Source organism: Streptomyces sp. NBC_01635 (genome assembly GCF_045209715.1).
Lineage (GTDB): Bacteria > Actinomycetota > Actinomycetes > Streptomycetales > Streptomycetaceae > Streptomyces > Streptomyces hirsutus.
Window position 1 is genome coordinate 4,120,245 of sequence record NZ_CP109277.1, and the last position, 24,925, is coordinate 4,145,169.

21 protein-coding genes are annotated in these 24,925 nt (G+C 72.6%); 7 read left to right on the forward strand and 14 right to left on the reverse strand.

Going from position 1 to position 24,925, the window contains the following annotated elements; genetic code table 11:
• The first annotated feature begins 106 nt into the window (after window positions 1-106).
• Complete coding sequence (locus tag OHB56_RS19095; RefSeq protein WP_406354636.1) at window positions 107-2,560, forward strand: HAD-IC family P-type ATPase; 2,454 nt, start codon at window positions 107-109, stop codon at window positions 2,558-2,560.
• A 97-nt stretch (window positions 2,561-2,657) separates the two neighbouring features.
• On the opposite strand, the gene OHB56_RS19100 is transcribed toward OHB56_RS19095, so the two are convergent.
• Window positions 2,658-3,524: a DUF5707 domain-containing protein gene (locus tag OHB56_RS19100; protein ID WP_406354638.1), complete on the reverse strand. Its 867-nt coding sequence runs from the start codon at window positions 3,522-3,524 to the stop codon at window positions 2,658-2,660.
• 267 nt (window positions 3,525-3,791) lie between these two features.
• Between OHB56_RS19100 and nhaA the strand changes: the two genes are divergently transcribed.
• Window positions 3,792-5,684, forward strand: a complete 1,893-nt coding sequence (gene nhaA, locus OHB56_RS19105) for a Na+/H+ antiporter NhaA (RefSeq protein WP_406359146.1) — start codon at window positions 3,792-3,794, stop codon at window positions 5,682-5,684.
• Between the two features lie 104 nt (window positions 5,685-5,788).
• On the opposite strand, the gene OHB56_RS19110 is transcribed toward nhaA, so the two are convergent.
• From OHB56_RS19110 to OHB56_RS19160, 11 genes are all read right to left on the reverse strand, one after another.
• Window positions 5,789-8,947: a sacsin N-terminal ATP-binding-like domain-containing protein gene (locus tag OHB56_RS19110; protein WP_326753374.1), complete on the reverse strand. Its 3,159-nt coding sequence runs from the start codon at window positions 8,945-8,947 to the stop codon at window positions 5,789-5,791.
• Window positions 8,948-9,281: 334 nt separating this feature from the next.
• On the reverse strand, window positions 9,282-9,470 hold the full coding sequence (locus tag OHB56_RS19115; RefSeq protein ID WP_406359148.1) for an NAD(P)-binding domain-containing protein: 189 nt from the start codon (window positions 9,468-9,470) through the stop codon (window positions 9,282-9,284).
• Between the two features lie 115 nt (window positions 9,471-9,585).
• Window positions 9,586-10,914 carry an MmgE/PrpD family protein gene (locus tag OHB56_RS19120; RefSeq protein WP_406354641.1) on the reverse strand — a complete coding sequence of 443 codons (1,329 nt, stop codon included), beginning with the start codon at window positions 10,912-10,914 and terminating at the stop codon, window positions 9,586-9,588.
• Window positions 10,911-11,981: an LLM class flavin-dependent oxidoreductase gene (locus OHB56_RS19125; protein ID WP_326753375.1), complete on the reverse strand. Its 1,071-nt coding sequence runs from the start codon at window positions 11,979-11,981 to the stop codon at window positions 10,911-10,913. Before OHB56_RS19125 ends, OHB56_RS19120 begins: the two co-directional genes overlap by 4 nt.
• Complete coding sequence (locus OHB56_RS19130) at window positions 11,978-12,829, reverse strand: alpha/beta fold hydrolase (RefSeq protein ID WP_326753376.1); 852 nt, start codon at window positions 12,827-12,829, stop codon at window positions 11,978-11,980. Before OHB56_RS19130 ends, OHB56_RS19125 begins: the two co-directional genes overlap by 4 nt.
• A complete protein-coding gene (locus tag OHB56_RS19135) occupies window positions 12,826-13,788 on the reverse strand; it encodes a catechol 1,2-dioxygenase (protein ID WP_406354643.1) in 963 nt (320 codons plus the stop codon). Before OHB56_RS19135 ends, OHB56_RS19130 begins: the two co-directional genes overlap by 4 nt.
• A 73-nt stretch (window positions 13,789-13,861) precedes the next feature.
• The gene (locus tag OHB56_RS19140) at window positions 13,862-15,190 is read right to left on the reverse strand and encodes a M20/M25/M40 family metallo-hydrolase (protein ID WP_406354645.1); all 1,329 of its coding nucleotides are present in this window, start codon (window positions 15,188-15,190) and stop codon (window positions 13,862-13,864) included.
• A complete protein-coding gene (locus OHB56_RS19145; RefSeq protein ID WP_351127123.1) occupies window positions 15,187-15,324 on the reverse strand; it encodes a hypothetical protein in 138 nt (45 codons plus the stop codon). The genes OHB56_RS19140 and OHB56_RS19145 overlap by 4 nt, the downstream gene beginning before the upstream one ends.
• Before the next feature lie 5 nt (window positions 15,325-15,329).
• On the reverse strand, window positions 15,330-16,154 hold the full coding sequence (locus OHB56_RS19150; protein WP_326753380.1) for an alpha/beta hydrolase: 825 nt from the start codon (window positions 16,152-16,154) through the stop codon (window positions 15,330-15,332).
• Entirely contained in the window at window positions 16,141-17,376 is a 1,236-nt protein-coding gene (locus tag OHB56_RS19155; RefSeq protein WP_326753381.1) for a Rieske 2Fe-2S domain-containing protein, read from the reverse strand. Before OHB56_RS19155 ends, OHB56_RS19150 begins: the two co-directional genes overlap by 14 nt.
• A gap of 122 nt (window positions 17,377-17,498) precedes the next feature.
• Window positions 17,499-18,443, reverse strand: a complete 945-nt coding sequence (locus OHB56_RS19160) for a PDR/VanB family oxidoreductase (protein ID WP_406354648.1) — start codon at window positions 18,441-18,443, stop codon at window positions 17,499-17,501.
• A gap of 167 nt (window positions 18,444-18,610) precedes the next feature.
• Here OHB56_RS19160 and OHB56_RS19165 point away from each other — a divergent pair, with 167 nt between their 5' ends.
• The 5 genes from OHB56_RS19165 (at window position 18,611) to OHB56_RS19185 (ending at window position 23,737) form a co-directional block, all read left to right on the forward strand.
• A complete protein-coding gene (locus OHB56_RS19165) occupies window positions 18,611-19,312 on the forward strand; it encodes a TetR/AcrR family transcriptional regulator (RefSeq protein ID WP_326753383.1) in 702 nt (233 codons plus the stop codon).
• A gap of 588 nt (window positions 19,313-19,900) precedes the next feature.
• A complete protein-coding gene (locus OHB56_RS19170) occupies window positions 19,901-21,238 on the forward strand; it encodes an MFS transporter (protein ID WP_326753384.1) in 1,338 nt (445 codons plus the stop codon).
• A gap of 2 nt (window positions 21,239-21,240) precedes the next feature.
• The gene (locus tag OHB56_RS19175; protein ID WP_326753385.1) at window positions 21,241-22,128 is read left to right on the forward strand and encodes an alpha/beta hydrolase; all 888 of its coding nucleotides are present in this window, start codon (window positions 21,241-21,243) and stop codon (window positions 22,126-22,128) included.
• Window positions 22,129-22,139: 11 nt separating this feature from the next.
• Window positions 22,140-22,982, forward strand: a complete 843-nt coding sequence (locus tag OHB56_RS19180; protein WP_388439171.1) for an alpha/beta fold hydrolase — start codon at window positions 22,140-22,142, stop codon at window positions 22,980-22,982.
• Window positions 22,979-23,737: an aspartate/glutamate racemase family protein gene (locus OHB56_RS19185; protein WP_326753387.1), complete on the forward strand. Its 759-nt coding sequence runs from the start codon at window positions 22,979-22,981 to the stop codon at window positions 23,735-23,737. Before OHB56_RS19180 ends, OHB56_RS19185 begins: the two co-directional genes overlap by 4 nt.
• On the opposite strand, the gene OHB56_RS19190 is transcribed toward OHB56_RS19185, so the two are convergent.
• Together OHB56_RS19190 and OHB56_RS19195 are read right to left on the reverse strand one after the other, a co-directional pair.
• Window positions 23,719-23,928, reverse strand: a complete 210-nt coding sequence (locus OHB56_RS19190) for a DUF397 domain-containing protein (protein WP_326753388.1) — start codon at window positions 23,926-23,928, stop codon at window positions 23,719-23,721. The genes OHB56_RS19185 and OHB56_RS19190 overlap by 19 nt on opposite strands.
• Complete coding sequence (locus OHB56_RS19195) at window positions 23,925-24,800, reverse strand: helix-turn-helix domain-containing protein (RefSeq protein ID WP_406354652.1); 876 nt, start codon at window positions 24,798-24,800, stop codon at window positions 23,925-23,927. Before OHB56_RS19195 ends, OHB56_RS19190 begins: the two co-directional genes overlap by 4 nt.
• Between the last annotated feature and the right edge of the window lie 125 nt (window positions 24,801-24,925).

Below are 24,925 nucleotides of genomic sequence, written 5' to 3' on the forward strand. Positions count from 1 at the left end.
GCCCGCACCTCCCGTACCACCACGGGCCCACCCCCGCTCCTCCCCGGGTCGGATCTTCGGCGCATCCGGTGGGTGAAGCCCTTCCGGCCCCCGTACCGTCGTCTGCATGACGCCTCTCGACGCGGACACGCGGTCCGGTGCCGCGCAGCCTGCCTCCCCGACCTCACCGGTGACCGGCCTGACCTCCGCCCAGGTGGCGGAGCGGGTGGCCCTCGGGCGGGTCAACGACGTGCCGGTGCGCAGCAGCCGGTCGCTGACCGAGATCGTCCGCGCGAACGTCTTCACCCGGTTCAACGCGATCATCGGCGTCCTCTGGGTGATCATGCTGGGTGTCGCGCCCCTCCAGGACAGCCTGTTCGGCTTCGTGATCCTCGCCAACACCGGGATCGGCATCATCCAGGAGTGGCGGGCGAAGAAGACCCTGGACTCCCTGGCCGTGATCGGCGAGGCACGGCCGACGGTGCGCCGGGACGGGGTGAGCGCCGGGATCGGCACCTCGCAGATCGTGCTGGACGACCTGATCGAGATCGGGCCGGGTGACAAGGTCGTCGTCGACGGGGTGTGCGCGGAGACCGACTCGCTGGAGATCGACGAGTCGCTGCTCACCGGCGAGGCCGATCCCGTGGTCAAGCAGCCCGGGGACCAGGTCATGTCCGGAAGCTTCGTGGTCGCGGGCAGCGGCGCCTTCCAGGCGACCAGGGTGGGGCGCGAGGCGTACGCGGCGCAGCTCGCCGAGGAGGCGTCCCGGTTCACCCTGGTCCACTCCGAGCTGCGCTCGGGCATCTCCACGATCCTCAAGTACGTGACGTGGATGATGATCCCGACCGCGACCGGGCTGATCGTCAGCCAGCTGTTCGTCAAGGACAACGAGCTGAAGAACTCCATCGCCCGCACGGTCGGCGGGATCGTTCCGATGGTGCCCGAAGGGCTGGTGCTGCTCACCTCGGTGGCCTTCGCGATCGGGGTCGTCCGGCTGGGCCGCAAGCAGTGCCTGGTGCAGGAGCTGCCCGCCATCGAGGGCCTGGCCCGCGTCGACACGGTCTGCCTCGACAAGACCGGCACCCTCACCGAGGGCGGCATGGACGTCACCGAACTGCACCTGCTCGACACCGGCGCAGGCCCGGACACCGGAACGGACGCAGGCGCGGACACGGACACCGGCACCGACGAGGCGTACGTCCGGAACGTGCTCGGTGCCCTCGGCGTCTCCGATCCGCGGCCGAACGCCTCGCTCCGGGCGATCGCCGAGGCCTACCCCGCCCCCGGCGGCTGGCGGCGCGCCGGCGCCCTGCCCTTCTCCTCCGCCCGCAAGTACAGCGGTGCCGCCCTCGCCGAGGACGACGGGACCGGCTCCCCCGCCTCCACCTGGCTGCTCGGCGCACCCGACGTCCTGCTCGACGCCGACGACCCGGCCCTGGCCCGTACGGGACGGCTGAACGAGCAGGGCCTGCGGGTGCTGCTCCTCGCCCGTGCCGAGCGGGCCCTGGACGACCCCGAGGTCGCCGTCGGTGTCCGTCCCGTCGCGCTGGTGGTGCTGGAGCAGCGGCTGCGGCCGGACGCGGCGGACACGCTGGCGTACTTCGCCGACCAGGACGTCGACGCCAAGGTCCTCTCCGGCGACAACGCGGTGTCGGTCGGCGCGGTGGCCGGGAAGCTCGGGCTGACGGGGGCCGTCGTCGACGCGCGCGGGCTGCCCTCCGAGCCGGAGGCGATGGCCGGGGCGCTCGACGAGGGCACCGTGTTCGGACGGGTCACCCCGCAGCAGAAGCGGGACATGGTGGGCGCCCTCCAGTCCCGCGGGCACACGGTCGCGATGACCGGCGACGGGGTCAACGACGTACTGGCCCTGAAGGACGCCGACATCGGGGTGGCCATGGGCTCCGGTTCGGAGGCCACGCGGGCGGTCGCGCAGATCGTGCTGCTCGACAACAGTTTCGCCACGCTGCCGTCGGTGGTGGCCGAGGGGCGGCGGGTGATCGGCAACATCACCCGGGTCGCGACGCTGTTCCTGGTGAAGACCGTCTACTCGGTGCTGCTCGCGGTGCTGGTGGTGTGCTCGCAGGTGGAGTACCCGTTCCTGCCGCGCCATCTGACGCTGCTGTCCACGCTCACCATCGGTGTCCCGGCGTTCTTCCTGGCCCTCGCCCCGAACAAGGAGCGGGCGCGGCCGCACTTCGTACGGCGGGTCATGCGGTACGCGATCCCGGGCGGTGTGCTGGCCGCGCTGGCGACCTTCGCCACCTATCTGCTCGCCCGCCACCACTACAGCGGTGAGGGCGCGCTGGACGCGGAGACGAGCGCGGCGACGCTGACGCTGTTCCTGATCTCCCTGTGGGTGCTGGCGATCATCGCCCGCCCGTACACGTGGTGGCGGATCGGGCTGGTGGCGACGATGGGCGCCGGGTTCCTGCTGGTGCTGGTCGTGCCGTGGCTCCAGGAGTTCTTCGCGCTGAAGCTGGTCGGGCTGACGATGCCGTGGGCCGCGGTCGGCATCGCGGTGGTGGCGGCGGCCGCCCTGGAGGTTCTGTGGAGGTGGGTCGACCGGCGCTTCCCCGCTTAGCGCCCGGTCCGGCGGGCGGGTACCGGCCTCACACCGACGCGGCCCCCCACCTTGGTGAGGTGGGGGGCCGCGTGACCGGTTGCCCGGGGAGAGCTTCTTACTTCACGTCGACGAAGTCGCCCGCGGCCTTGATGGCCGGGGTGGTCGAGGTGCCCTCGAAGTTGAAGCGGTGGTAACCGTCGACGGAGGCCGTGACCGTGGTCTTCAGGTTGCCCGTCGAGTTGGTCTTGATGGTCTTGACGGTGGTGTAGGTGCTGGAGGTCTTCTTGCGGAACTGCAGCTTCACCGACTGGTTGGCGTAGCCGGCGTACTTGAAGGTCTCCCAGTTGGCGCGGGACAGCTTGCCGGTGACCGTGATGGTCTTGCCCTTCTTCACCGGCTCCGGCGCGGCGTTCACGGTCAGCTTGGAGATGCGCTGGACGCGGTGGGTCTGCTGGTAGTCGTTCCAGTAGACGCTCTCGTCGCCCGCCAGCACGCCGACGGTCACCTTCCAGGTGCCGGCCAGCGCGTTCTTGTACAGGTCACTGCCGGGGACGGCGGTGACGGTCAGCTTGCAGGTCGAGGTGGTGGCGCTCGCGGCGGTGCACGTGGCGAAGTCCTCGTTCGGCATCAGGAGGCCGTCGAGGCCCTCCTCGAAGTCGGGGCCGTGCCACAGGTCGACGTACGCGTCCAGGATGCCCGTGGCGTGCTGGGCGGTCACCGAGACCGTGAAGGTCTTGGCGTTGGTGGTGCCGACGGTGATGTCCTTGCCGGCGTTCACCGTGACCTTGGACACAGTGGGCAGCGCGGATGCCGCGGCCGCGGCGCGGAACGCCGACTTTCCGGTGGAGGTGCCGAAGCGCTCGGCGGCGGTGGTCTTGTCCAGGTTCAGACCGTCGGGGCCGTCGGCCTGCGCGGCCGGGACGGCGAGGGCGGAAAGGGCCAGGGCGCCGGAGAGTACGGCGACGGTGGCACGAATGCGCATGCGTTCCCCACGTGAAGAGAGGGTTCCGGCGGTCGGCGTTTTTTGGGTACCTCACCCAACGGCTCGTCGTTACGACCGGGACCCGAGAGACCATGGAGTCTGTTGACTCACATGATCAGATACGGGACCGCACCGAATGGTTGTACGAGAATTGGAAAACATGTGTAGAAATTTTCAAGATCAGCGATCTGACCGAAGCACCATTCCCCTCTTCCCTCGCCGGCCGGCCACGGCCAGAGGCCGGACCAGGGCGGTGAGTCCCTGATGATGTGGCGCACGAAGAAGTCCGGGGACTCCCAGTCCCAGTCGCGGAGGAGCGAGCTGGGAGCCCAGCTGTCCACCCGGGTCCGCACCTTCATGGCGACCGAGGCGGGCAGCGCGGGTCTGCTCCTGGTGGCGGTGGCGGTGGCCCTGATCTGGGCGAACTCGCCCTGGTCGGAGTCGTACACCTCCCTCTGGCACACCGACCTGTCCCTCTCCCTCGGCAACGCCGAGCTGTCGATGGACCTGGGGCACTGGGTCAACGACGGGCTGATGGCCCTGTTCTTCTTCGTCATCGGTCTGGAGGTCCGCTACGAGGTCTCCGTGGGCGAGCTGAACAGCCGCAGCCGGATCATGATCCCGGCCCTCGCCGGGATCGGCGGCATGGTCGTGCCCGTCCTGCTGTACCTGCTGATCGCGCCCGGGGGTGACGCCGCCATGGGCTGGGGCATCGTCATCGGCACCGACACGGCGTTCATGCTGGGCGCGCTCGCCATCGTGGGCCCGCGGTTCGTCACACAGTTGCGCGTCTTCCTGCTGGCCATCACCGTCATCGACGACATCGTGGCCGTCACCGTGATCGGCGTGGTCTACTCCGGCAGCATCAGCGTGCCGGAGCTGATCATCGCGCTCGTCCTGGGCGTGATCCTGTCCGCGCTGACCCGCTTCGGCGTCTGGCAGGCGGCCCCGTACGTCCTGGTCGTCCTCGTGATGTGGCTCGCCACCCTCCAGGCCGGCCTCCACGCCTCCATCGCCGGCATGCTCGGCGGTCTCCTGATCCCCGCCACGAGCCCGTCACGGGAGGGGGTGGAGCAGGCCGCGCGGCTCTTCCGCGCCTTCCGCCAGTCCCCCCTCGCGGACGTCGGCAAGACGGCACGCAGGGGACTCCAGAAGGCCGTCTCCGTCAACGAGCGACTCCAGACGGTCCTCCACCCGTGGTCCAGCTACATCATCGTCCCGGTGTTCGCGCTGGCCAACGCCGGTGTCGACCTGCGCGACGGCGTCCTGACCAACGCCCTGACGTCCCGCGTCACCTGGGCCGTGGTCGTCGGTCTCGTCCTCGGAAAGCTCCTCGGCATCTGGGGCGGCTCCTGGATCGGCACCCGGACCGGCCTCGGAAAGCTCCCGACCGGGGTGGGCCACGGCCATGTCCTGGGCGGCGGCGTCCTGTCCGGGATCGGGTTCACCGTCTCCCTGCTGATCGTCGGGCTCGCCTTCGAGGACCCGGTCATCCGCGCCGAGGCCACCGTCGGTGTCCTGCTCGCGGCCGTGTTCTCCGTCGCCATCGGCTGGCTGGTGTTCCATCTGGCCGCCGTCCTGCGCGGCGAGACGGACGCGGACCTGCCCCGCTACCTGGACCGCCCGGTCGACCCGGAGACGGACCACATCCTCGGACCTCCCAACGCACCGCTCACCCTGGTGGAGTACGGCGACTTCGAGTGTCCCTTCTGCGCCCGCGCCACCGGCGTCACCGCGGAACTGCGGCAACGTTTCGGCGACCGGTTCCGCTACGTCTTCCGGCACCTGCCGCTGCCCGACGTGCACCCGCACGCCGAACTCGCCGCACGGGCGGCCGTCGCCGCCGACTACCAGGGCCGCTTCTGGGAGATGCACAACCTGCTCTACGAACACCAGGACGAGCTCGAGTACGAGGACACCGCCGGTTACGCCGCCGACCTCGGACTCGACGTCGAGAGGTTCCTCCGCGACCTCGAGGACGAGAGGACGGCCGCCCGGGTCCGGGCGGACGCCGCCAGCGCCGAGGCCAGCGGTGCCCGCGGCGCCCCGACGTTCTTCGTCGGCAACCGCCGGCACACCGGCCCGTACGACGCGGCGACGCTCGCCCGCAAGCTCGAGGCGCTCGAGGAGGCGTCCGGCTCGCAGGCGCCCACGGCATAACCGAGCCGTCCGCCTTCGACGGGTGGGCCGGGGCCGGACCGGCCCCGGCCCACCCGTTTCGGCCCACCCGTTGCGATCCCCCGGCTCCGGCCCGCCCGCTCCGGTCAGTCGAACCAGCGGTCCCTGGCCAGCTCCTCGGTCCTGGACGGGTCCTCCAGCAGCGCCGCGACCTCGAACCGGCGCGGCCACTCCCGGGCCGCCCAGGCCAGCCCGGCGGCGACACCCTCCAGGGTGGCCGCGTGCAGCACCCCGTCGCGGGTCAGCCGCCAGTCGATCTCCACGCCATCCACGACGAGTTCCTCGTGCTCGACGTACGTGGCGGGGGTGCCCGGCCCGAGCAGCACCCGCACCGGCTCCGGTACGTCGTGCTCGGCGCCCTCGGTGTCCACGTCCCCGGTGACGGACTCGCTCAGCCGCCGCACCTGGAACAGTTCGGCCAGCTCGGCGGCGCGCGAGGGGCGGACGGGCAGCAGGGCCATGCCCTCGGTGAACGGCAGCAGGTCGGGCGAGTCGACGACCACCGCGTCGGCGGCGTCCACCACCTCGACCCGTCCGTCGACCACCGCGCGCAGCTCGTCCGGCAGGGTCACCTGTTCCGGGTCCAGGTCGGCCAGCGCCCCGTAGAGGGCGTGCAGCTGGCCGGAGGCGACCTCACGGTCGGGGTCGGCGAGGCGGTCGAGCAGTTCGGCGCCGCCGCCCGGTTCTTCGAGCAGCGCGGACACGGACGTACGGACGCCGAGGGTCCGCAGCACCTGCTCGTCCTCGAAGCCGGTGGCGTCGGCCTCGTCGTACAGGCCGCGCAGCAGCGGGTCGCTCCCGGCGGCGCGCAGGCCGGCCGGGCGGCGGCCGCCGAGCACCGGGTGCCCGCGCAGCCACCACGCGGTGTAGGGGCGTACGACCTCGTGGGTGCCGTCCGGCAGCAGGACGCGGACCGGCTGGGTGAGCGCGTCGCGCAGCGGCGGGCGGGCGAGCAGGGCGAGGGCGCGGGGCCACTGGTCGTCGTCCACGAGGTCGAGGTCGCGCACGGCGACGAGTTCGGTGGCGACGGGCGGCACCGGGCTGTCGGGGAAGCGGTCGAGGACGTCCTCGCTCCACACGTCCACGGCGTCCAGCAGACCCGCGTCGTCGGGCTCGGCGAAGTCCCCTTCGCGGGGATCGAGTTCGTCCGGGTCGAGGACGACGTCGGTGGCGCGGACGAGCACGAAGTCGACCAGCACGCCGCAGGCGGCCAGCGGGGCCTCGCCCCACTTCCGAGCCAGCTCGGCGTCCACGGCGGCGAGTTCGCCCTCGCGCATGACCTGGGCGAAGGGGCCGCCGGGGAAGACCAGTTCGCAGGCCGGGGAGAGCTCGCCGTCCTCGTCGGGCAGCGCGAGGGCGCCCAGCCACGGCTCGTCGCCGGGTTCGAGGCCCGCGTCGCGCACCAGCCCGAGCACGGTGTCGGCGAGTTCGTCGGCGTCGAGTGCCTCGTCCTCCCAGTTCAGGGTGCCCTCGTCGTCCAGGGAGGCGGCGACGGCGGCCCGCACCTGCGGAGTCGTGAGCACCGCGCGCGGGGTCGCCGGGAGGGCGCCGAGCTTCTCCAGCAGGGGGTGCGCGGCGTCCGGGTGGGCGACCTTGAGGCCGAGCCGGGCCAGCGTCCCGGGGTCGATCCGGGCGGCCTCCACGCCGGGCAGCAGCACCTGCCGGGGGCCGGTGGTGGTCCTGCCGTCGGCGAGCGGCACGGGCAGTCCGGAGAGCCGGTCGGGGTCGACGCCGGCGAGGCTCTCGTACAGCCGTCGCCACCAGTCGGGCGACTTCTCCAGCCCGGCCAGCCGGTCGATCGCGTCGGCCAGCGGGAGGCGGGCCACCTCGAGCGTGCGCAGTTCGGCCCGCCGTTCGAGCCCGGCGGGCAGGAGGGTGGGCAGCACCTCGGCGAGGACCCGGACCGTGTCAGCGCCGGCGCCCTCGACGACCTCGGCGTCCCGGGGCCGCAGCGTCTCGGGCAGATCGGAGTCCGTGCCCGCCCCGCCCCCCTCGTCTCCCTCGCCCCGCCCGTCCGGCTCGGCGGCGGGCGGCAGGAACGAGGTCCGCGGGAGTCGCCCGAGGACCGCCTGCCGCAAGGCGCCGTCCAGCTCACCCCGGCCGAGCGGACCGGGCACGAGGTCGATGATCCCGGCGGTCACCGGACGCCAGCCGGCGAGCAGCTCGCTGTAGGCGTCGGCGGCGCGCTCCACCAGGAATTCGGTGAGCGGGCCGGGGGCGGTGTGCCGGCGGGTGGAGTCCAGCGGGAAGGAGGCGATGAGCAGGGCCGGGACGCCCAACGGCTCCTCGCTCGGCGTCGGCGCGTGCACGACCGGGCTGGTGCGGGGACGGGCAGGGGTGCCGTCGGAGTCCACCGGCACGGCCCAGGTCACCGACCAGTGCGGGCGCAGCCGTTCCTCGATCGGCCGGTCGGCGAGCAGATCCGGCGTGAGCGGCCCGTGCGCGGCGACGGTGCGCCAGCGGGTGGTGCCGTCCCGCGAGTCCTCGATCACGGTGAGGGCGCCGTCGGTGCCGCGGCGCACGGTGCGGGGCAGGGCGTCGCCGATCTCGACGACGACCTCCTCCAGGCCGGGCAGGGCGAGCAGCAGGGCGTCGTCGACGGCGTGCAGCAGCCGCTCGGCGAGGTCGGCGGCGGCCGCGTCGCGCAGCGGCAGGATGACGGCGGTGTCGTACGGGTCGGGGGCGGTGCCCTCGGCGGCGAACGGCAGACGGAGCAGCGGTACGTGCCCGTCGCGCCGGCGGATCTCGTCGCCCAGACCGGCGCTGTGCCCGGCGCTGTCACCGGCGAGTTCCCGGGCCTCGGCCAGCGACCACCGCACCCCGCCGTGCCGGCCGACGACGGCGGGCTCGTCGGTGACGGCGAGGACGGCGGCGAAGCCGACCCCGAACCGCCCCACCGCCCGGTCGGGGGTGTCCCGCTTCGCGGAGGCCCGCAGCGTGGACAGCGACTCGACCCCGGCCGCGTCCAGCGGGGCGCCGGTGTTGGCGGCGACGAGCACCCCGTCGCGCAGCGTGAGCCGGAGCCGTCCCGGAACCCCCGCGCGGGCGGCGGCGTCGGCGGCGTTCTGCGCCAGCTCGACGACGAGGCGGTCCCGGTACCCGCCGAGGACGAGGTCCTCCTCGGCGTTGGCGTCCTCACGGAACCGGGCGGGACTGGCGGCCCAGGCGTCCAGCACCCCACGCCGCAGCCGCGCCGTCCCGAACGGGTCGGCGCCCTCGTCCGCAGGCCGTACGAACATGCTCACGGTCACTCTCCTCATCGGCCCTGATCGGCGTGAGATCGAAGGTACCGCGCCACCGGACGCGAGCACGCACATCCCCGGAGCCTGCGGCCCCGACATCCCGGGCAGCGCGAGCCCGGATACCGCAGGAGCGGCCCCGCCCGGGCGGCGATGCCGCGCGGACGGCGCCGGAGATCTTCATGCCGTGCCTGAGCCTCAGGCCCTCGGCGTCCGGGGCACGGGGCAACCCTCGTCATGTCCGGCAGCCGAGGGGAAGTGGCACGGCTCAGTCGACGTGCCCGGCGATCCCCTGCTGCGCCGTGCCGGGTCGGCGGCATGGCTGTCGCCGGCAGGCGGCTCACTCGGCGGCGGTGGCGTTGTCGGCCCCGCTGACCCGGACGGCGTCGCCGGCTCGGCGCACGCTCTCGGTCGCCGCCGACTCGGCGCGCTCGACGGACCGGGAGTCGAGGACGACGGTGTGACCGGCCTGGGCGAACCGGTGGGCCAGGCCCTTGCCCTGGCGGTCAGTGCCGCCGATGACGGCGATCTTTCAGCCGGTCATGCGAGCTCCTTGCGCATCAGGGAACGCGGACGGGTGTTCCTCGGGGCACCAGCAGGGGAACGACGGACAAGGAGCGATGAGTAGGGGGACGACGGCGTGCTCACCGCCGCAGCAGCGTGCACAGGGTGTGTCGCAGGTGGCCGATGTCGGGCACGGTGTCCAGGGCCAGGCAGTGCCCGATCCACCCCGCCCAGACGGGGTCACCTTCCTCCGTGCCGACGGCGCGGAGGAACTTGGCCGTGACCGCCTCCCCGGGCAGCGTTCGGGCGGCGTCTCCGCCTCCTCCCAGGACCTCCTTCTCGACCCGCTGTCCGTCGGCGAGGTCGACGGACACGCGCGCACCCCAGCGGTCCGGCAGGTGGGCGTCGAGTTCGGGGGCGTGGCCCAGGACCACCTCCGGCACGCCCGGGGGCAGCGTGCCCCGGAAGAAACCGACGTCCGCGGCGGCCCCGTGGAGCCACGCGGCGACGGCGAAGACCGCACTGGCCGCGGCCTCGGTGGGGCCCGCCGGTGTCCGGTCGGCGGTGACGAAGCGCAGCAGGGCCTCGGGCAGCAGGATCTCGATGCGGCGGGCCGTCGCGACCGGCAGTCCCCGGACCGACAGCGCCTCCAGCGCGTCCAGCGCCGCGTGCAGCGGCCGGGCACACGGATACGCCTTGAACACGCAGCCGTTCAGGTGCGGCTCCGCCTCGGGTGAGGCCGGTGCGGCGCTCCTGCCGAGCGCGGCGGTGGCGGGCCCGTCCAGCAGGGTGCGGCTGGCCCGGGCGCCGGCCCGGGCCAGGTGGGCGGCCTCCGCTCCGTCGGCCGCCGCGCGCCCGGCCAGCAGGTAGTGGCCCGCGCCGAGCTCGTCCGCGCTGAGCAGCCCGCCGAGACCGGCCGCGGCCAGCCCCAGGGCCGCGGTGGTCTCCTCGCGATCGAGGTCCAGCAGGACGGCAGCGGCCGCGGCCGAGCCCAGTGCGCCGAAGGCCGCGGTCGGCCACCAGGCGGCGCCGTACAGGCGGGGTCCGCCGAAGCGCAGTCCCGCCTCGACGACCACCTCGTACCCGCTGATCACGGCGTCGACGACCGTCCGGCCCGGCCGCCCCTCGCGGTCGGCCACGGCCAGGGCGGCCGGGACCACCACGGCCGCGGGCACCACCGCCGCGGCGGGGTGCAGGGCGTCGTACTCGTCGGCGTGCGCCAGCACGGCCTCCGCCCACACGGTCGTGCGCAGCGCGTGCCGTCCGGCCAGGGCAGGCGTGCACAGCTCACCGGGAACGCCGGTGTCCGCCACGAACCGGGCGAGCTGCGCCGCGAGGGGGTGGGAGGCTCCGGCCACGACGCAGCCCAGCGTGTCGAGGACGTGGAGGGCGGCCAGTGACCGGGTGCCGGCGTCGGCCTGCTCGGCCGCACGCCGACCGCGCCGGGCCAGCTCCTCCAGCACGCTCACCGGACTGCTCCCGGCCGCAGGGCGGGCAGCACGCCGGAGCCGACGCCTTCGATCAGCTCGGTGGGCAGGTCGTAGGAGCCGACGTGCTGGAGGAACACGCCGCTCACGCCGGTGGCGTGCAGCTCCCGGAGCCGTTCCGTGATCTCCCGTGCGGTGCCGAACAAACAGAATTCCCGGGCGAAGCGCAGCGCCGCCTCGTCGCTGACCCATTCCGAGCAGATGGTGACGGCCGCCTCCCAGTCCTCGGCGTGCACGAGATCCGGGTAGACCCCTTCCACCTGGGCGGGAACGTCGAGTTCGATCCCCGCGAGGGCGAGGAAGGGCGCTCCGCCGTTCTGTGCGATCGACGCGCAGATCGGCTTGAGCAGCCGTGCGTCCCTCTCGACGTCGTCCGTCACCGCGCAGAACGCCGAGACGGTCAGCGGGACCTCCTCGGCGGTGCGGCCCGCGGCCTCGGCGCCCTCCCGGACACGGGCGGTGGCGCCGGACAGGGTCTTCGGTGAGGCACCGCTGAGGAGGATGACGCCGTCCGCGATCTCACCGGCGAGCCGCAGGTTCCGCGGACCGCTGGCGGCCATGTGGACCGGCACGTCCGGCTGGGGGTCGCGGAGCCGGGAGCGGACACCGCCGAAGTCCCACTCGTGCCCGGCCAGCAGCGCCCGTAGCAGGCCGATCCCCTCACGCAGCGCCGCCCCGGTGCTCGGGCGCAGGCCGACGGGGCCGACCGAGCTGTTGCCCACGCCGACGCCGAGGGTGAACCGGCCGGGGGCGAGCTCGGCCACGCTGCGCGCGGCGGAGGCGACGACGGCCGGGTGCCGGGTCACCAAGTTGGTGACCGCGGTGCCCAGCCCGATCCGCTCGGTGTGCAGGGCAGCCGCGGTCAGTACCGTGAACACGTCCCGCCACAGCAGCTGGGAGTCGGGGAACCACACCTGGTCGAAGCCGAGTTGCTCGGCCCGGCGCACGGATTCGACCAGCCGGTCCGCCCGGTCGCACGGCGGGATGCGCACACCGACCCGCAGTCCGGTCTCCGGCGCGGCTGCGGCCGCCGCAGCGGGGGCGTTCATGCCCGACCCCGGCCCAGGAACTCCAGCGCCAGCTTGTTGAACCGGTCCGCGTGCTCGTGCTGGGGCCAGTGTCCGCACTCCGGGAAGATCTCCAGGGCCGAGCCGGAGATCGACTGCTGCATCCGGTGCGCCTCCGGCACATCGCCGAAGGGGTTCTGCGCGCCCCAGACGATCAGGGTGGGCGCGGTGATCCGGGCCATCTGCTCGGGGCTGAGGAGGTCCTCGGTCCGGTTCTCCATCTTCTGCAGGCACAGCAGTTCGTCGATGCCGGCGACGAACTCGGGCCGGTGGTAGATCGCGTGGCGCACGTCGACGAGTTCCTCGGAGACGTTCACCGGGTCGTGCATGAGCAGTTCGAGGCGCCGGCGGGTGAGGTCGCGGTCGTCGCTGGTGACGGCCGCCTTGGTGCTGGTGCGGATACGGTCCATGACCTCGGGGTTGGCCACGGTCCCGCCCGGGGCGACGAGGACCAGCCGCCCGACCCGCTCGGGGTGGTCGGCGGCCAGCCGGCCAGCCACCCAGCCGCCGAGGGACTCGCCGACGAAGTGGGCCCGCTCGATGCCGCGGCTGTCGAGGTAGTCGAGCACGTGCCGCACGTAGCGCGGGATGCGCAGGTCGCCGCCCGGGTTGTCGGTGTAGCCGTGGCCCAGCATGTCGAGGGCGTGCAGCTCGAAGTGCTCGGCCATGTCCGGCACGTTGCGCACGAAGGCCTCGAGGTGGCCGCTGGTGCCGTGGAGCATCACAACGGCCTCGCCCTCGCCGGCCCGCAGCACACGGGTGCGGGTGCCCTTCACCGGCGCGTACGACAGCTCGAAGCCGGTGCCGGTCAGGTCGGTCCAGATGGTCATGCGGAGGTCTCCTTCGGGGAGGGGGTGAGGAGGCTGACGCCCATGCCGGTCAGCCAGTCGGGGACGGCCCCGTAGGCGAGGGTGCGGCTGGTCGCGGGTCCGGCGGGTGAGGCGAGCGCCGCGGCCATCGCGATCCAGGCGCGCAGTTCCTGGGCTCCGTTGCCCGCTTCCTGTTCGATCTGTTCGTCGGTGCGGTCGAGGACTTCGGAGAGGTCGCCGGTCTCGAGCAGGCGCAGGAACCACTGGTCGAACGCCTCGTTGATGTCCGGTGCCGCGGCCCGGATGATCTGCCGGCGGCGTACCTCGTACTCGTTCCAGTTGTGGCGGCCGTTGAGCCAGGCCTCGACGAGGAACCGGTCGTCGTCCGACATCGCGGCGAACCACTTGGGCCACGGCAGCCGGTGGGACAGCCCGCCGGAGGCGATGACCGCGATCCGCTTGTCCTGGCCGTCGCCGTGGACGGCGTCGCGGAGGGCGGCACCGAGCGCGTGGCAGCGGCGCAGTGACGGCAGCGGCGGCGCGAACATGTTGATCACGACGGGGACGACCGGTACGTCGAGGGTGGGCACCAGGTGCTGGAGCGAGTGGGTGATGCCGTGGTCGACGGTCAACCGCAGGGAGAACGCCGGGTCGAACCCGTCGGTGACCAGCCCGTCGACGAGACTGCGGGCCAGGTCGGTGTCGACCGGGAGCGGGCCGCCCGGTGTGCCAGCCTCTCCGGCGCCGTGCACCTCGCCGACGCCGATGGTGAAGGCCGGCATCAGGTCGAGGAACATGCCGCGGAAGTGGTTGGACCCGATCACCACGACGGCGTCCGGGCGGGCCGCGGCGAGCGCGTCGCGCGCCTCGGCCAGTCCGTCGCGGAACCGGTGGGCGGCGGGGAGGTGGTCGACCTCGGCCCAGTGCGTGTTCATCAGGGTGCTGTGTGAAGCCCCGATGCCCAGGACCAGTTGGCTCACGACTCCTCCTCGCTGGTGTTCTTCGGCCGCGCGTGCGACGCCGTCGCGTTCGGTGGTGGTCCGGCACAGGTGTTCAGGGAGTGCTCCGTTCCTGGGTGCACAGCGCGATCGCGGCGTGCACGAGGGTGCGGGTCAGCCGGTGGGCCTCCCGGATGTCGACGACGTTCATCCCGGAGGAGAAGTCCAGCGGCAGCGGGGCGTCCGGGCCGATCCGGTCCATGCCGATCCGGGCGGTCGGCAGGCCGCGGGAGCGCAGGATGTTGGCGTCCGTGGCACCGCTGGTGCCCGTGATGGGCTCGTGTAGGCGGCCGACGCTCTCCTCCCACGCGGCCTTGGCCGCCGCGACGACCGGGGCGTCCTCGGGGGTCTGCGTGCCGGGGATGGACAGGACCATGTCCCAGTCGAGTTCGATCTCCGGGTGCGCGGCGGTGATCGCGTCGACGGCGGCGGCGAACTCGCGCCGTACGTCGGCGGGTGTCGAGCGAGGGTTGGTGCGCAGGTCGACCATGATCCGGCACAGGGCCGGGGTCACGGCCGCCATCCGCGGCCAGCCGCCCTCCACGGAGGACACGATGCCCTGCGGTGCGACCAGCCCGTCGGTGTGCCGGGCGGCGTACTCGGGGAACCAGCGCTCCAGGGCGTCGATCACGGTGGCGGCGTGGGCGACGGCGTTGCGGTACGGCATCCGGTGCCTGCTGCCGACGTAGGTGTAGGTGCCGCGCACGCGGATCTCGAACCAGCACAGTCCCACCTCCTCCCACGAGACGGCCCACCCCGGCTTGGCGATCAGGGCGTGGTCGGCCCACCACCCCTGCTCCAGCAGGAACGAGCAGCCGCTGCCCTGGCCCGCGTTGTGCCGGGTCAGACCGCGGGTGGTGCGGCCGTTGGTCGGCATCCCGCCGGCGCCGAGGCCGACGACGAGGTCGCCGCGCAGCGGGATGCCGGCGCGGGCGATGGCCTCCGCCGCGGCGACGACCGCCGCGCCGTGCCCCTTGGGGTTGCTGGCGCCCAGCCCGAGCACGTGGTGGCCGCGCACCTCGGCGCGTGGCCGCATGTCCGCCCGCAGCTCGGGCCCGACCCAGGGCACGTCCTCCTCGGGGTCGCCGACGGTGAGGGTGTCGATCGGGGCGTAGAGCAGCAGGTCCTCGCCGCTGCCGTCGCCGCGCAGCCGGGCGACGGCGTTGGCCTGGCGGTCGTCGATCACCTGGTAGTGCGCGTCGAGCCCCGCGTGGTCGAGGGTCGTGGTCAGCCAACCGGCGAGCTCGGCCTCCTCACCGGTCGGGCTCGGGATGTCGACCATCCCGACGACGAGTTCGGTGAGCCGCTCAGGAGTGATGAGCCGCCACGCGGACTCGGCCCAAGCCTGTTGCTGCCCGTTCAACCGCGTGTTCGGCCGGGTCATCGCGCACCCGGACGGACGGAACGGACGGTGGTGCCGCGCCCCAGCCTGGCGAGCAGCCCGGTGCGCTGCGCGGCCACGGCGGCGGCGACGGCGACGGCGGCGAGGGTGACGAGGACGGCGGTGCGAGAGGACATGGGGGTCAGCTCCTGTCGGTGAGGAACGCGTCGGCGAGCGCTGCGACGGTGGCGGGACGCTCGGCCTGGGGGTGGTGGGAGGTCCGGCCGATGACGGCGAGGTCGCCGCGGGGCAGCGCGTCGGCGAGCGCCGCCGCGTATGCGGGGCCGGCGAAGGGATCGTGGCGCCCCCACAGGACCAGGGTGGGGGCCTGGACGGCGCCGAGGGCGTGGTCCAGGTCCTCGGCGGGCGCGGGGAGGGTGGCGGTGGCGAGGGCGCCGGCCGTGGTGCCGGCCCGGAACCGGGCCAGCACCGTCGGCTCCGGGATGCGGGTGGCGTCGTACCACTCCAGTCCGGCCAGCAGCGCCCGCGTCTTCGCGGGGCTGGGGCCGTCGCCGCCGTAGTACTCGGCGCGGGCCCGGACCGCGAGCCCGGGGTCCGTGCGCAGCGGGCCCGCCCCGCCCGGTGCGGGCGTGGGCTGGCTGCCGATGAGCACGATCCGGCCGAGCCGCTCGGGCCGGTCGGCCGCGAGTTTCAGCGCGACCGTCCCGCCGTACGACTGGGCCAGTACGTCGACCCGCTCGGGCCCGACCCGCTCCAGCAGCGCGGCGAGGCCGTCGGCAGCCGCCGTCACGGACCGCTGCGACGCCGGCTGCCCGGTGGCCGAGCCGCCGTAGCCGGGCAGGTCCACCCACAGCCACCGGCGCTCCGGCCGCAGCGCCATCACCGCGGCGAAGTCCGAAGTCGCGTGGCAGCCCGGGCCACCGCCGTGCAGGACGACGGTGACCGGGCCGCGGTCGGCTCCGGCCCAGCCGTGAGCCGGCTCGACGGCCGGCTCAGTGGCCGACACGGCGTTCGGTGGGCTGGACGACCGGTTTGATCTGCTCGACGTGTCGGCGCCAGGCGTTGATCGACAGGTCGGGCCGGTAGAGCCGCTCCGGCGGGGCGTCCGTCACGTTGACCATCCAGGCGTCCTGCCGGGTGAACTGGCCGTGGAACAGCCACCGGAAGGCGGACAGGTACTTCGCCTTGAACGCCAGTGCCGTGGCACCGGTCTCGAAGCGCACCATCAGCTGCACGTAGCGCACGTGGTCGGCGTCGACGGGGACGTACCACTCGTAGTGGATGAACTTCGGGTAGGCCACCCGCAGCAGTCCGGGCATCCGGACCGACACGAAGCCCGGGATGTCCATGGCGGCGATCACGGGGTTGGCGTCGCCGTTCTTGTCGGGGTGGTCGGGCAGGGGCACCCGCTTCCACCAGCGCTTGTTGGTGAAGGTGCCGACGCCGGGGAACTCCGCCTCGTAGTGCAGTTCGTCCTGCACGCGGATCAGCCAGCCGTCCTTCTCGACGATGCGCGTCTTGTTCCAGGTCGGCATGACCTTGAACAGCCGCCACAGCGCGGTGTTGTGCAGGTACTTCGCGTGGCCCTCGTCGAAGCCGTTCTCGGCGCCGAAGCGCCAGTTGCCGTCGCGGACCTCCGACCGGCCGCCGAGCACCAGCGTGTTCTCGGTGAGCTCGGTGGGGATGTCGCGCTCGACCGGCGGGGGTTCCTCGCCGGGTTCCACGTCGCCGATGTAGACCCACAGCAGGCCCAGGCGCTCCTCCACCGGGTAGGTGGCGACGGAGATCTTGCCGCAGATGGGGCTGTCGGGCCCGTCGGTGATGACGGCGTCGAGCTTTCCGGTCTCCAGGCCGAAGGTCCAGCCGTGGTAGGCGCAGCTGATCGTGCCGGGGAACTGCCGGCGGCCCAGCGACAGCGGCACACCGCGGTGCGGGCAGCGGTCGTGCAGACCGCGCACGGTGTCGCCGTCGCGGACCAGCACGACGCGCTCGCCGGCCAGGGTGATCGGGACCGGCTTCTGCTGGACCTGGTGCGCCCAGATGGTCGGGTACCAGTAGTTGCGGAACCCCAGCTCGGCCGAGTTGTAGGTCGGCCACGCCGACCAGTCCGAGCCCTCCTGCACGGGCGGGCCGGGCTCGACCGGCGTCGTCGAACGGGCCGCGGCACCGCGGGAACGCGGGGCCCGACGGGGTGCGGCCTCGGGGGTCGGGTCGGTGGGTGCGGTCACGATGTCTCCAGTCAACGGGGGTTCTGCGGGGGACCGTGCAATCGTCGGAGTCAGGGGAACGGCTGGTCGCGGGGGACGGTTCGGGTCGGCGGGTCTCAACCGACAGTTCGCGAACCGCCCGTTCAGAGGTCGAGCACGAGCTCGCCGGTCCGTGCCCGCGACACACACGGCAGGAAGACGTCGGTGCGGTCGGGCTCGGTCAGCGAGTCGCGGTGCAGGGGCAGGCCTTCCAGGACCGGGAGCTCGCAACTGCCGCAGACGCCGTCCCGGCAGGCGTTCGACACGGCGATGCCGGCCGCGTCCAGGACGTCGAGGGCCGAGCGGTCGGCGGGTACGGCCAGCCGGCGGTCGGACCGGCCCAGGACCAGCTCGAACGCCTGCAGGTCGTCCTCGTCGTCACGCGGCCGGGCGGAGAAGCGCTCGACGTGCAGAGCACCCGCCGACCAGTCCTCGCACTGCTGCTCGACGGCCGCGATCAGCCCCTCCGGGCCGCAGCAGTACACGGCCGTCCCGTCGGTCGGCTCTCCGAGGGTCGCCTTGAGGTCGAGGTGACCGAACTCGTCGAACGGCCGTTGTTCCACCGTGCCCTCGTAGGGCGCGAGCTCGGGAAGGAACGCCATCGAACGGCGGGTGCGCCCGCCGTAGAGCAGTCGCCAGTCCCCGCCCGCCGCGTCAATCCGGCGGATCATCGGCAGCAGGGGCGTGATCCCGATCCCGCCCGCGATGAACAGATAGCTCTTCGCCTCGACGAGCGGGAAGTGGTTGCGCGGCCCTCCGACCTCGACGATCTCGCCGGGCCGCAGCACCTCGTGCACATATGCCGATCCCCCCGAGGAGTCCGGCTCCCGCAGGACGGCGATCCGGTAGCGGTGACGTTCCGCCGGATCACCGACCAGTGAGTACTGGCGTACGTGCTCCGGCAACCCGAGGTCGATGTGGGCCCCGGGCTCCCAGGCGGGCAGCAGGCGCCGCTCGGGGTCGGCGAGCTCGACGGAAAGCACGCAGTCGGACTCCTGCCGCAGGGCGACGACCTCGAGTTCCAGGACGCCGTTCTCGCTGTCGGACATCTTCACCTCCGGGTTCAGTACTTAGTACGGTACGCAATACGAGAGAGTCTGGGAAGCCCCCCGGACGAGAGGGTGCGCAGAACCCGTCGCACCCGGTGGTGACTCGGAACGGATGTACGGGACGCTGTCCGGTACCGTGTGATCGCAGAGTGACCAGAAGGGGCCCCATGGCGCGGCAGCAGAAGCGATCCCAGCGCGGTGACAACTCGCTCACACCCGAGCGGATCATCGACGCGGCCCTGCGCATCTCCGATGCGGAGGGGGACCTGGATCGGCTGACCGTGCGGCGGCTGGCCACCGAGCTGGGCGTGGGCACGATGACCCTCTACAGCTACTTCCGCAGCAAGGAAGAGATCCTCGACGGGATGGCCGACCACGTGCTGGGGCGGATGCGCCTGCCCGCCGAGCCCGACGCCGACGCGGCGCAGGCGCTGCGCACCGTCGGACACGCCTTCCTCACGATGATGCGCGAGCACCCGAGCGTCGTCCGGCTGTTCTCCACCCGCATCACGGACAGCCCCACCGCGCTGCGCGGCGCCATGGAGGCGGTGCTGCGGCGGCTCGTCGACGCCGGGATCCCGGGCCCCCTGGCCGTACGCTGCTACGGCTTCCTCATCACCTACGCCATCGGCTTCGCCAGCTACCAGACGCCACGACCGTGGGGGAGGCTGGCCACCGACGAGGGCGCCGAGCAGCGCCGGCAGCGCAGCCATTTCTACGCGGCCCTCCCGATCGAGGAGTTCCCGCTGGTGGTGGGCCTCGCCGACGAGGTCACCGAGCTGCCCTCCGACACGCAGTTCGAGGCCGGCCTCGAGGCGTACATCGACAGCACGCTCCGCACGCTCGCCGGGGACGACGCCCGGGCCTGACGCCTGCCCCACAGATCTCCGGGGCCACCGGGTCCACCACCCCCCGGCCCTCACCCCGGCGCCCGCCCCGGCACCCCGGCTCGGCGGGCCGCCCGACCGCCCGCGCCGGGCCCGACGGGCGCCCGGACCCGATCGCACGGTTCACCGCTTGCCGCGTACCCCGCCGTCCGGGGCCGAGCCGTCCGGCCGGCGACCGGCGAGTGCTGTCGCGGCAGCGCCGGGGCACCGACTTCCGACCGGCCGGAGCCCGGACCGCCCCACCTCCACCGCATCCGCGCACGCGGCAGTCATCGGACGTTCTTCGGCTGACCCGACCTCTTGACGCGAACAGAGAGCGTCGTACACAGTACGGGGCACTGCACGAGACGTTGTACGGACCACAGTGCGACCGGCAAACATCCCAGGTCGCTCGCCGGTGTCATCCTGGGCAGTCCCGCAGCGTCCCCGCCCGCGCACCCACCACGGCGCAGACCCGAGAACAACCCGCATGCCCGCAGGCCGGGGAGCCGTTGAACCAGAGCCCCCAGACCTCGCCGACGTCCCTTTTCGACATGGCCGACCGCCTCGGCCCACTTTTTCGGAGGACGCATGACCACGACGCCATCTGCAAGACAGCAGGGCAGAAGGGCTGTTTTCGCGAGCTGGATCGGCACCACCATCGAGTACTACGACTTCGCGATCTACGGCCTGGCCGCGTCACTGATCTTCGCCGACCTGTTCTTCCCGTCGACCGACCCCACGGTGGGCACGCTGCTGTCGCTGTCCAGCTTCGCGGTCGGCTACCTCACCCGACCCCTCGGCGCCCTGGTCTTCGGCCACTTCGGCGACCGCATCGGCCGCAAGACCGTGCTCGTCGCCACCCTCATCCTGATGGGCGCGGCGACCTTCGCGATCGGCCTGCTGCCCACCTACTCCCAGATCGGCCTCGCCGCCCCCGCACTACTCATCGTCGCCCGGCTGCTGCAGGGCTTCTCCGTCGGCGGCGAGTACAGCGGCGCGGTCCTGATGACGGTGGAGCACTCGGACCACAGGCCCGGCCTGTTCGGTTCGCTCGTCAACACCGGAGCCACCGCGGGCCTGGTGCTGGCCAACCTGGTCTTCCTGCTGATCTTCCAGCTCCCCGACGACCAGATGCTGTCCTGGGGCTGGCGTGTCCCGTTCCTGCTCAGCGGCATCCTCGTGGTCATCGGACTCGTCGCGCGGTCCTCGCTGGAGGAGTCACCCGACTTCGCCGCGGCCAAGGAGCAGGGCACCGTCCAGGAAGTGCCGATCCTCGAAGTGCTGCGCAACCACCTCGGCACGGTGCTGCTGGTGGCCGTGGGCATCATCGCCGCGGGCAGCTCCTTCACCATGACGACGGTCTTCTCGCTGAGCTACGGAAAGGTCGCTCTCGGCCTGGACAACAGCACGATGCTCACCGTGCTCCTGCCCGCGTGCGGCGTGATCCTCGTCTGTCTGCCGCTGTTCGGCCGGCTCTCCGACCGCGTCGGCGTACGGCCGGTGTTCCTGGCCGGCGCCGCCTCCCTCGTCGTCCTGCCCTTCGTCTGGTTCGCCCTGCTGGACACCGGCAACTACGCCCTGATGCTCCTGGGCTTCTCGCTGCTGTTCGTCGGCTACTCCGCCAACTACGCGGTGGTCCCCGCCTACTTCTCCCAGGTCTTCCCCCCGGCCGTCCGGTTCACGGGCATGTCGGTCGGCTTCACCCTCGGCCTTATCGCCGGCAATGCCGCCGCCCCCGCCGTCTCCGCCTGGCTCCTGCAGACCACCGGAGGCTGGCCCGCCATCGCGGGCTACATGGCGGTCGTCTCGCTGCTGTCCCTGGTGGCCGGCTTCTTCCTGCGGCTGCCGGCCACCACCGACCCGCAGCCGGTCGCCGATGCGCCGGCCACCGCGGCACCGGCCGAGGCCGAACAGGCCACCCGGTGAGCATGTCCCGACCGAAAACCCTCGTGCGCCGCGGCTTCGCCGACACCCGGCACGGCCAGGTGCACTACGCCGAGCACGGCAGCGGCGACCCGGTGCTGCTGCTGCACCAGACCCCACGGTCGTGGGACGAGTACCGCGACGTGCTGCCGCTGCTCGGCGAGGGGTTCCGGGCCATCGCGGTGGACACCCCGGGCTTCGGGGAGTCCGCCCGCCCGGCCGGACCCTTCAGCATCGATCTGTTCGCCACCGGGGTGCTGGACCTCTGCGACGACCTGGGCCTCGACCGGGTCGCCCTGGTCGGGCACCACACCGGGGCCGTGATCGCCCTCGAGGCCGCCGCTGCCGCCCCGGACCGGGTGCAGGGCCTGGTGCTCTCGGGCATGCCGTTCGTCGACGCCGAACGTCGACGCCTCGTGGCCCGGCGGGCGCCCATCGACCACGTCGTCCCGGCCCCGGACGGTTCACACGTTCTCCAGCTGTGGAACAACCGCTCCCGGTACTACCCGGCGGACCGGCCGGACCTGCTCGACCGCCTGGTGCGGGACGGGCTGGGCGTCCTCGACCGGGTCGAGGAGGGGCACCTGGCGGTGAACCGCTACCGGATGGAGGAGCGGATCGGGCTGGTCCGCTCACCGACGCTCGCCCTCTGCGGTGAGCTGGACGAGTTCTCGCTGCCGGACCTCCCGAAAATCGCCGCCGCGCTACCCGGAGCCCGTACGGCCGTCCTGCCCGGCACCGGCGTGCCGGCCGTCGACCACCGACCCGAGCAGTTCGCCGCGGCGGTCCGCACGTTCCTGCGGGACCTGCGCCGCTCACCGGACCCCACTGCCGCAGCCCACACCCGACCGCTCACCGGACCGCTCACCGAGCGCACCACCGTCACCCCCTGAGGAGCCGAGCCATGTACACCCAGCACCGGACGACCCCCCTGCCCGGAACGTCACTCTCCTACCACGTGACGGAACCCTCCGCCGACGGGACACCGGTCGTGTTCCTGCACCCGTGGTTCGGCTGCTGGCAGTTCTGGACCTCCACCATGGAGCACCTCGCCGGGCGCCCGTGCTACGCCGTCGACCTCTACTCGCCCGCCGCCGGCGAGTGGTCCGCCGACGCCGGCCCGGCCGCCCTCGCCGACGCGGTGGTGGCGATGCTGGACGCCGAGGGCCTCGACCGGGTCGACGTGGTGGGCAACTCGGTCGGCGGGATCGTCGCGCAGGTCATCGCGTCCACGGTGCCGCAGCGCGTGCGCCGCCTCGTCCTGGTCGGCACGGGGGCGAGCACGGACGGCGCGCTCCCCGGCTTCGCCCGGGCCGTCGACCGGTGGATCGAGGTCGGTCGCGACGGCGGGGCCGCCTCCCGCGCCGCGGCCGAGGACACCGTCGGCATGCTGTTCACCGGCCGCCCCGACGCCCCGACCTGGGAGACCTATGTCCAGGCGGTGCTGCGGACGGACCCGGCGTACCTCGCGGCCGTCCTCGGCGCGGCACGGAAGCTGGACCTCCGCCCCCGCCTCGAACGCATCACCGCGCCGACGCTGGTGGTCCGCGGCAGCGAGGACTGCGCACGCACCGCCGAGCACGCCGCCGTACTCGCCGCGGGTATCCCCACGGCCCGCTCCATCGAGATGCCCGGCGCAGGCCACTCCCCCATGGTCGACCAGTCGGCCCGGTTCGCCGAGCTGGTCGCCTCCCACCTCGACGAGGACGTCCCGGCCCCGACGGCGGGCTCGGGGGTCGCCGGGTGAGCCTCGGGTTCGGCCACCTCGCCCGGATCGGCCACCTGTATCCGTCCGGCGGGCTGTGCGACTACGAGATCCAGCTGATGGCTCCCGACGGCGTGCAGTTCCTCACCACCCGCCTGCCGTTCCGTAACACCGGCATCGCCGACGACCTCGGTCTGGTCGAGAACCTGGAGCGGCACGCCCGGCTCCTTGCGGACGCCGACGTCGACGTCATCGCCGTCAACTGCACCGCCGCGACCCTGCTCGTGGGGCCGGACCGGATCAGGGAGCGAATCGGCGCAGCGACCGGAATCGACTCGGTCACCACGATCGAAGCGGTGCTCGCGGCACTTCGGGCCGCCGGTGTCCGCCGGCCCGCTCTGCTGACGCCGTATCCGGACGAGGTCGTCGAGGCGGAGCGGGAGTTCCTCCGGTCGCACGGCATCGACGTCGTCACCCACCTGGGCCTACCGAGGGCGACGCCGGTCGAGCAGGCCATGATCGAACCCGGCAGCTGGTTCGGCCTCGCCACCTCACTCGACCCGTCGACGATCGACGGCGTACTGCTGAGCTGCGCGGGCATCCGCGTCGCGGACCAACTGCAGCACATCGAGGACCGGCTCGGCCTCCCCGTCGTGGCCAGCAACCAGGCCCTGCTCTGGCACCTGCTGCGCACCCGGGGCATCCCCGCCCGCCCGAGCCGCTACGGCGCTCTGCTGGCGGGCGGTTTCGATGAGCGGGCGGACACGGCGGGGAGCGGTCAGCCCTCGGACACGTAGGGGACGAAGGACGTCCATGTGTCCGGGGCGAAGGCGAGGCGGGGGCCTTCGGCGTTCTTGGAATCGCGGACGTGCACGGTGCCGGGAGTAACGGCGAGCTCAACGCAGGAGTTGCCGTCCGTGCCACTGCTGTAACTGCTCTTGAACCACGCCGGTTCAGAGGCGTCCCTGGCGGAGGCCTTACGGATCATGTCTCTCCCAGCAGTTGTTCGATGAAGGCGAGCGACTCTCTCGGCGGGAGAGCCTGCGCCCGGATGGTGCCATACCGCAACTCAAGAATGCGCAAGTCCCTGGGTTCAGCGGTCGGCCGACCGTTGAACGCGCCGTCGGAACGCCCCACGGCCGTGCCGTCCGGGAACTTCAGCAACTCGATCTTGCCGTCCACACCCGGATGAGCATCGGTGTTCGTCGGCATCACCTGAAGAGTGACGTGGTTCAACCGCCCCACCTCCAGCAGACGTTCGAGCTGACGCTGCCACACCATTGTGCCTCCAACCGGTCGGCGCAACGGTGTCTCTTCCAGGACAAAGTAGATCGACGGCGCCGGGTCGCGTTCGAACACGGTCTGCCGAGCCAGGCGAGCAGCCACCATGCGCTCCACGTCATCCGAGGAGTACGGCGGCTGTGCCGCCCCCATCAGCGCGCGAGCGTGCTCCGGCGTTTGCAACAGCCCATGGACGCTGTTGCACTCGTAGATGCCGATCTCAACCGCTTTGGCCTCCAGCTTCCCCAGTTCCCGCACCTTCTTCGGGTACCGGACCTTCTTGACGTCCTCCCAGGCCGCCGCGATGAGCCCACCTGCGCTCAACACCTCGTCGGCCCGGTCCAGGTACTCCTGTCGAGGAATCCGCTTACCGCCCTCGATCTTGTACACCATGTCCTCGCCGTACCCGACCGTCCTCCCGAACTCGCCGGCCCGCATGCCCACCGCCTCGCGGCGCAGCTTCAGCTGCCGCCCGACGGTCGTGATGACCGCGACGCCCCACTCGTCGTCCGGGTCCACCTCCCAACCCGGCTCGTCCGCCTCCGTCTTGAGCCGACCCGCCTCTGCCTCGACCGTCATGTCGCGCCTCTCCGTCGAACCGCCTGTCGTGCACTCGACGGCCTACCCGCGCACGTGGTCCGTACCGTCCGGACAGCACCGGACAAGCTCCGTACAGTGACCATACGCACCCGCTGAGTCACCAC

Bases quoted from the DNA above. Each gene is read 5' to 3' on its own strand.
- nhaA (WP_406359146.1), top strand. From the start codon at position 3,792: ATGTGGCGCACGAAGAAGTCCGGGGACTCCCAGTCCCAGTCGCGGAGG.
- OHB56_RS19160 (WP_406354648.1), bottom strand. From the start codon at position 18,443: ATGTCCGACAGCGAGAACGGCGTCCTGGAACTCGAGGTCGTCGCCCTG.
- OHB56_RS19195 (WP_406354652.1), bottom strand. From the start codon at position 24,800: ATGACGGTCGAGGCAGAGGCGGGTCGGCTCAAGACGGAGGCGGACGAG.
- OHB56_RS19095 (WP_406354636.1), top strand. From the start codon at position 107: ATGACGCCTCTCGACGCGGACACGCGGTCCGGTGCCGCGCAGCCTGCC.
- OHB56_RS19140 (WP_406354645.1), bottom strand. From the start codon at position 15,190: ATGACCCGGCCGAACACGCGGTTGAACGGGCAGCAACAGGCTTGGGCC.
- OHB56_RS19165 (WP_326753383.1), top strand. From the start codon at position 18,611: ATGGCGCGGCAGCAGAAGCGATCCCAGCGCGGTGACAACTCGCTCACA.
- OHB56_RS19175 (WP_326753385.1), top strand. From the start codon at position 21,241: ATGTCCCGACCGAAAACCCTCGTGCGCCGCGGCTTCGCCGACACCCGG.
- OHB56_RS19190 (WP_326753388.1), bottom strand. From the start codon at position 23,928: ATGATCCGTAAGGCCTCCGCCAGGGACGCCTCTGAACCGGCGTGGTTC.
- OHB56_RS19170 (WP_326753384.1), top strand. From the start codon at position 19,901: ATGACCACGACGCCATCTGCAAGACAGCAGGGCAGAAGGGCTGTTTTC.
- OHB56_RS19145 (WP_351127123.1), bottom strand. From the start codon at position 15,324: ATGTCCTCTCGCACCGCCGTCCTCGTCACCCTCGCCGCCGTCGCCGTC.
- OHB56_RS19100 (WP_406354638.1), bottom strand. From the start codon at position 3,524: ATGCGCATTCGTGCCACCGTCGCCGTACTCTCCGGCGCCCTGGCCCTT.
- OHB56_RS19130 (WP_326753376.1), bottom strand. From the start codon at position 12,829: ATGACCATCTGGACCGACCTGACCGGCACCGGCTTCGAGCTGTCGTAC.
- OHB56_RS19125 (WP_326753375.1), bottom strand. From the start codon at position 11,981: ATGAACGCCCCCGCTGCGGCGGCCGCAGCCGCGCCGGAGACCGGACTG.
- OHB56_RS19180 (WP_388439171.1), top strand. From the start codon at position 22,140: ATGTACACCCAGCACCGGACGACCCCCCTGCCCGGAACGTCACTCTCC.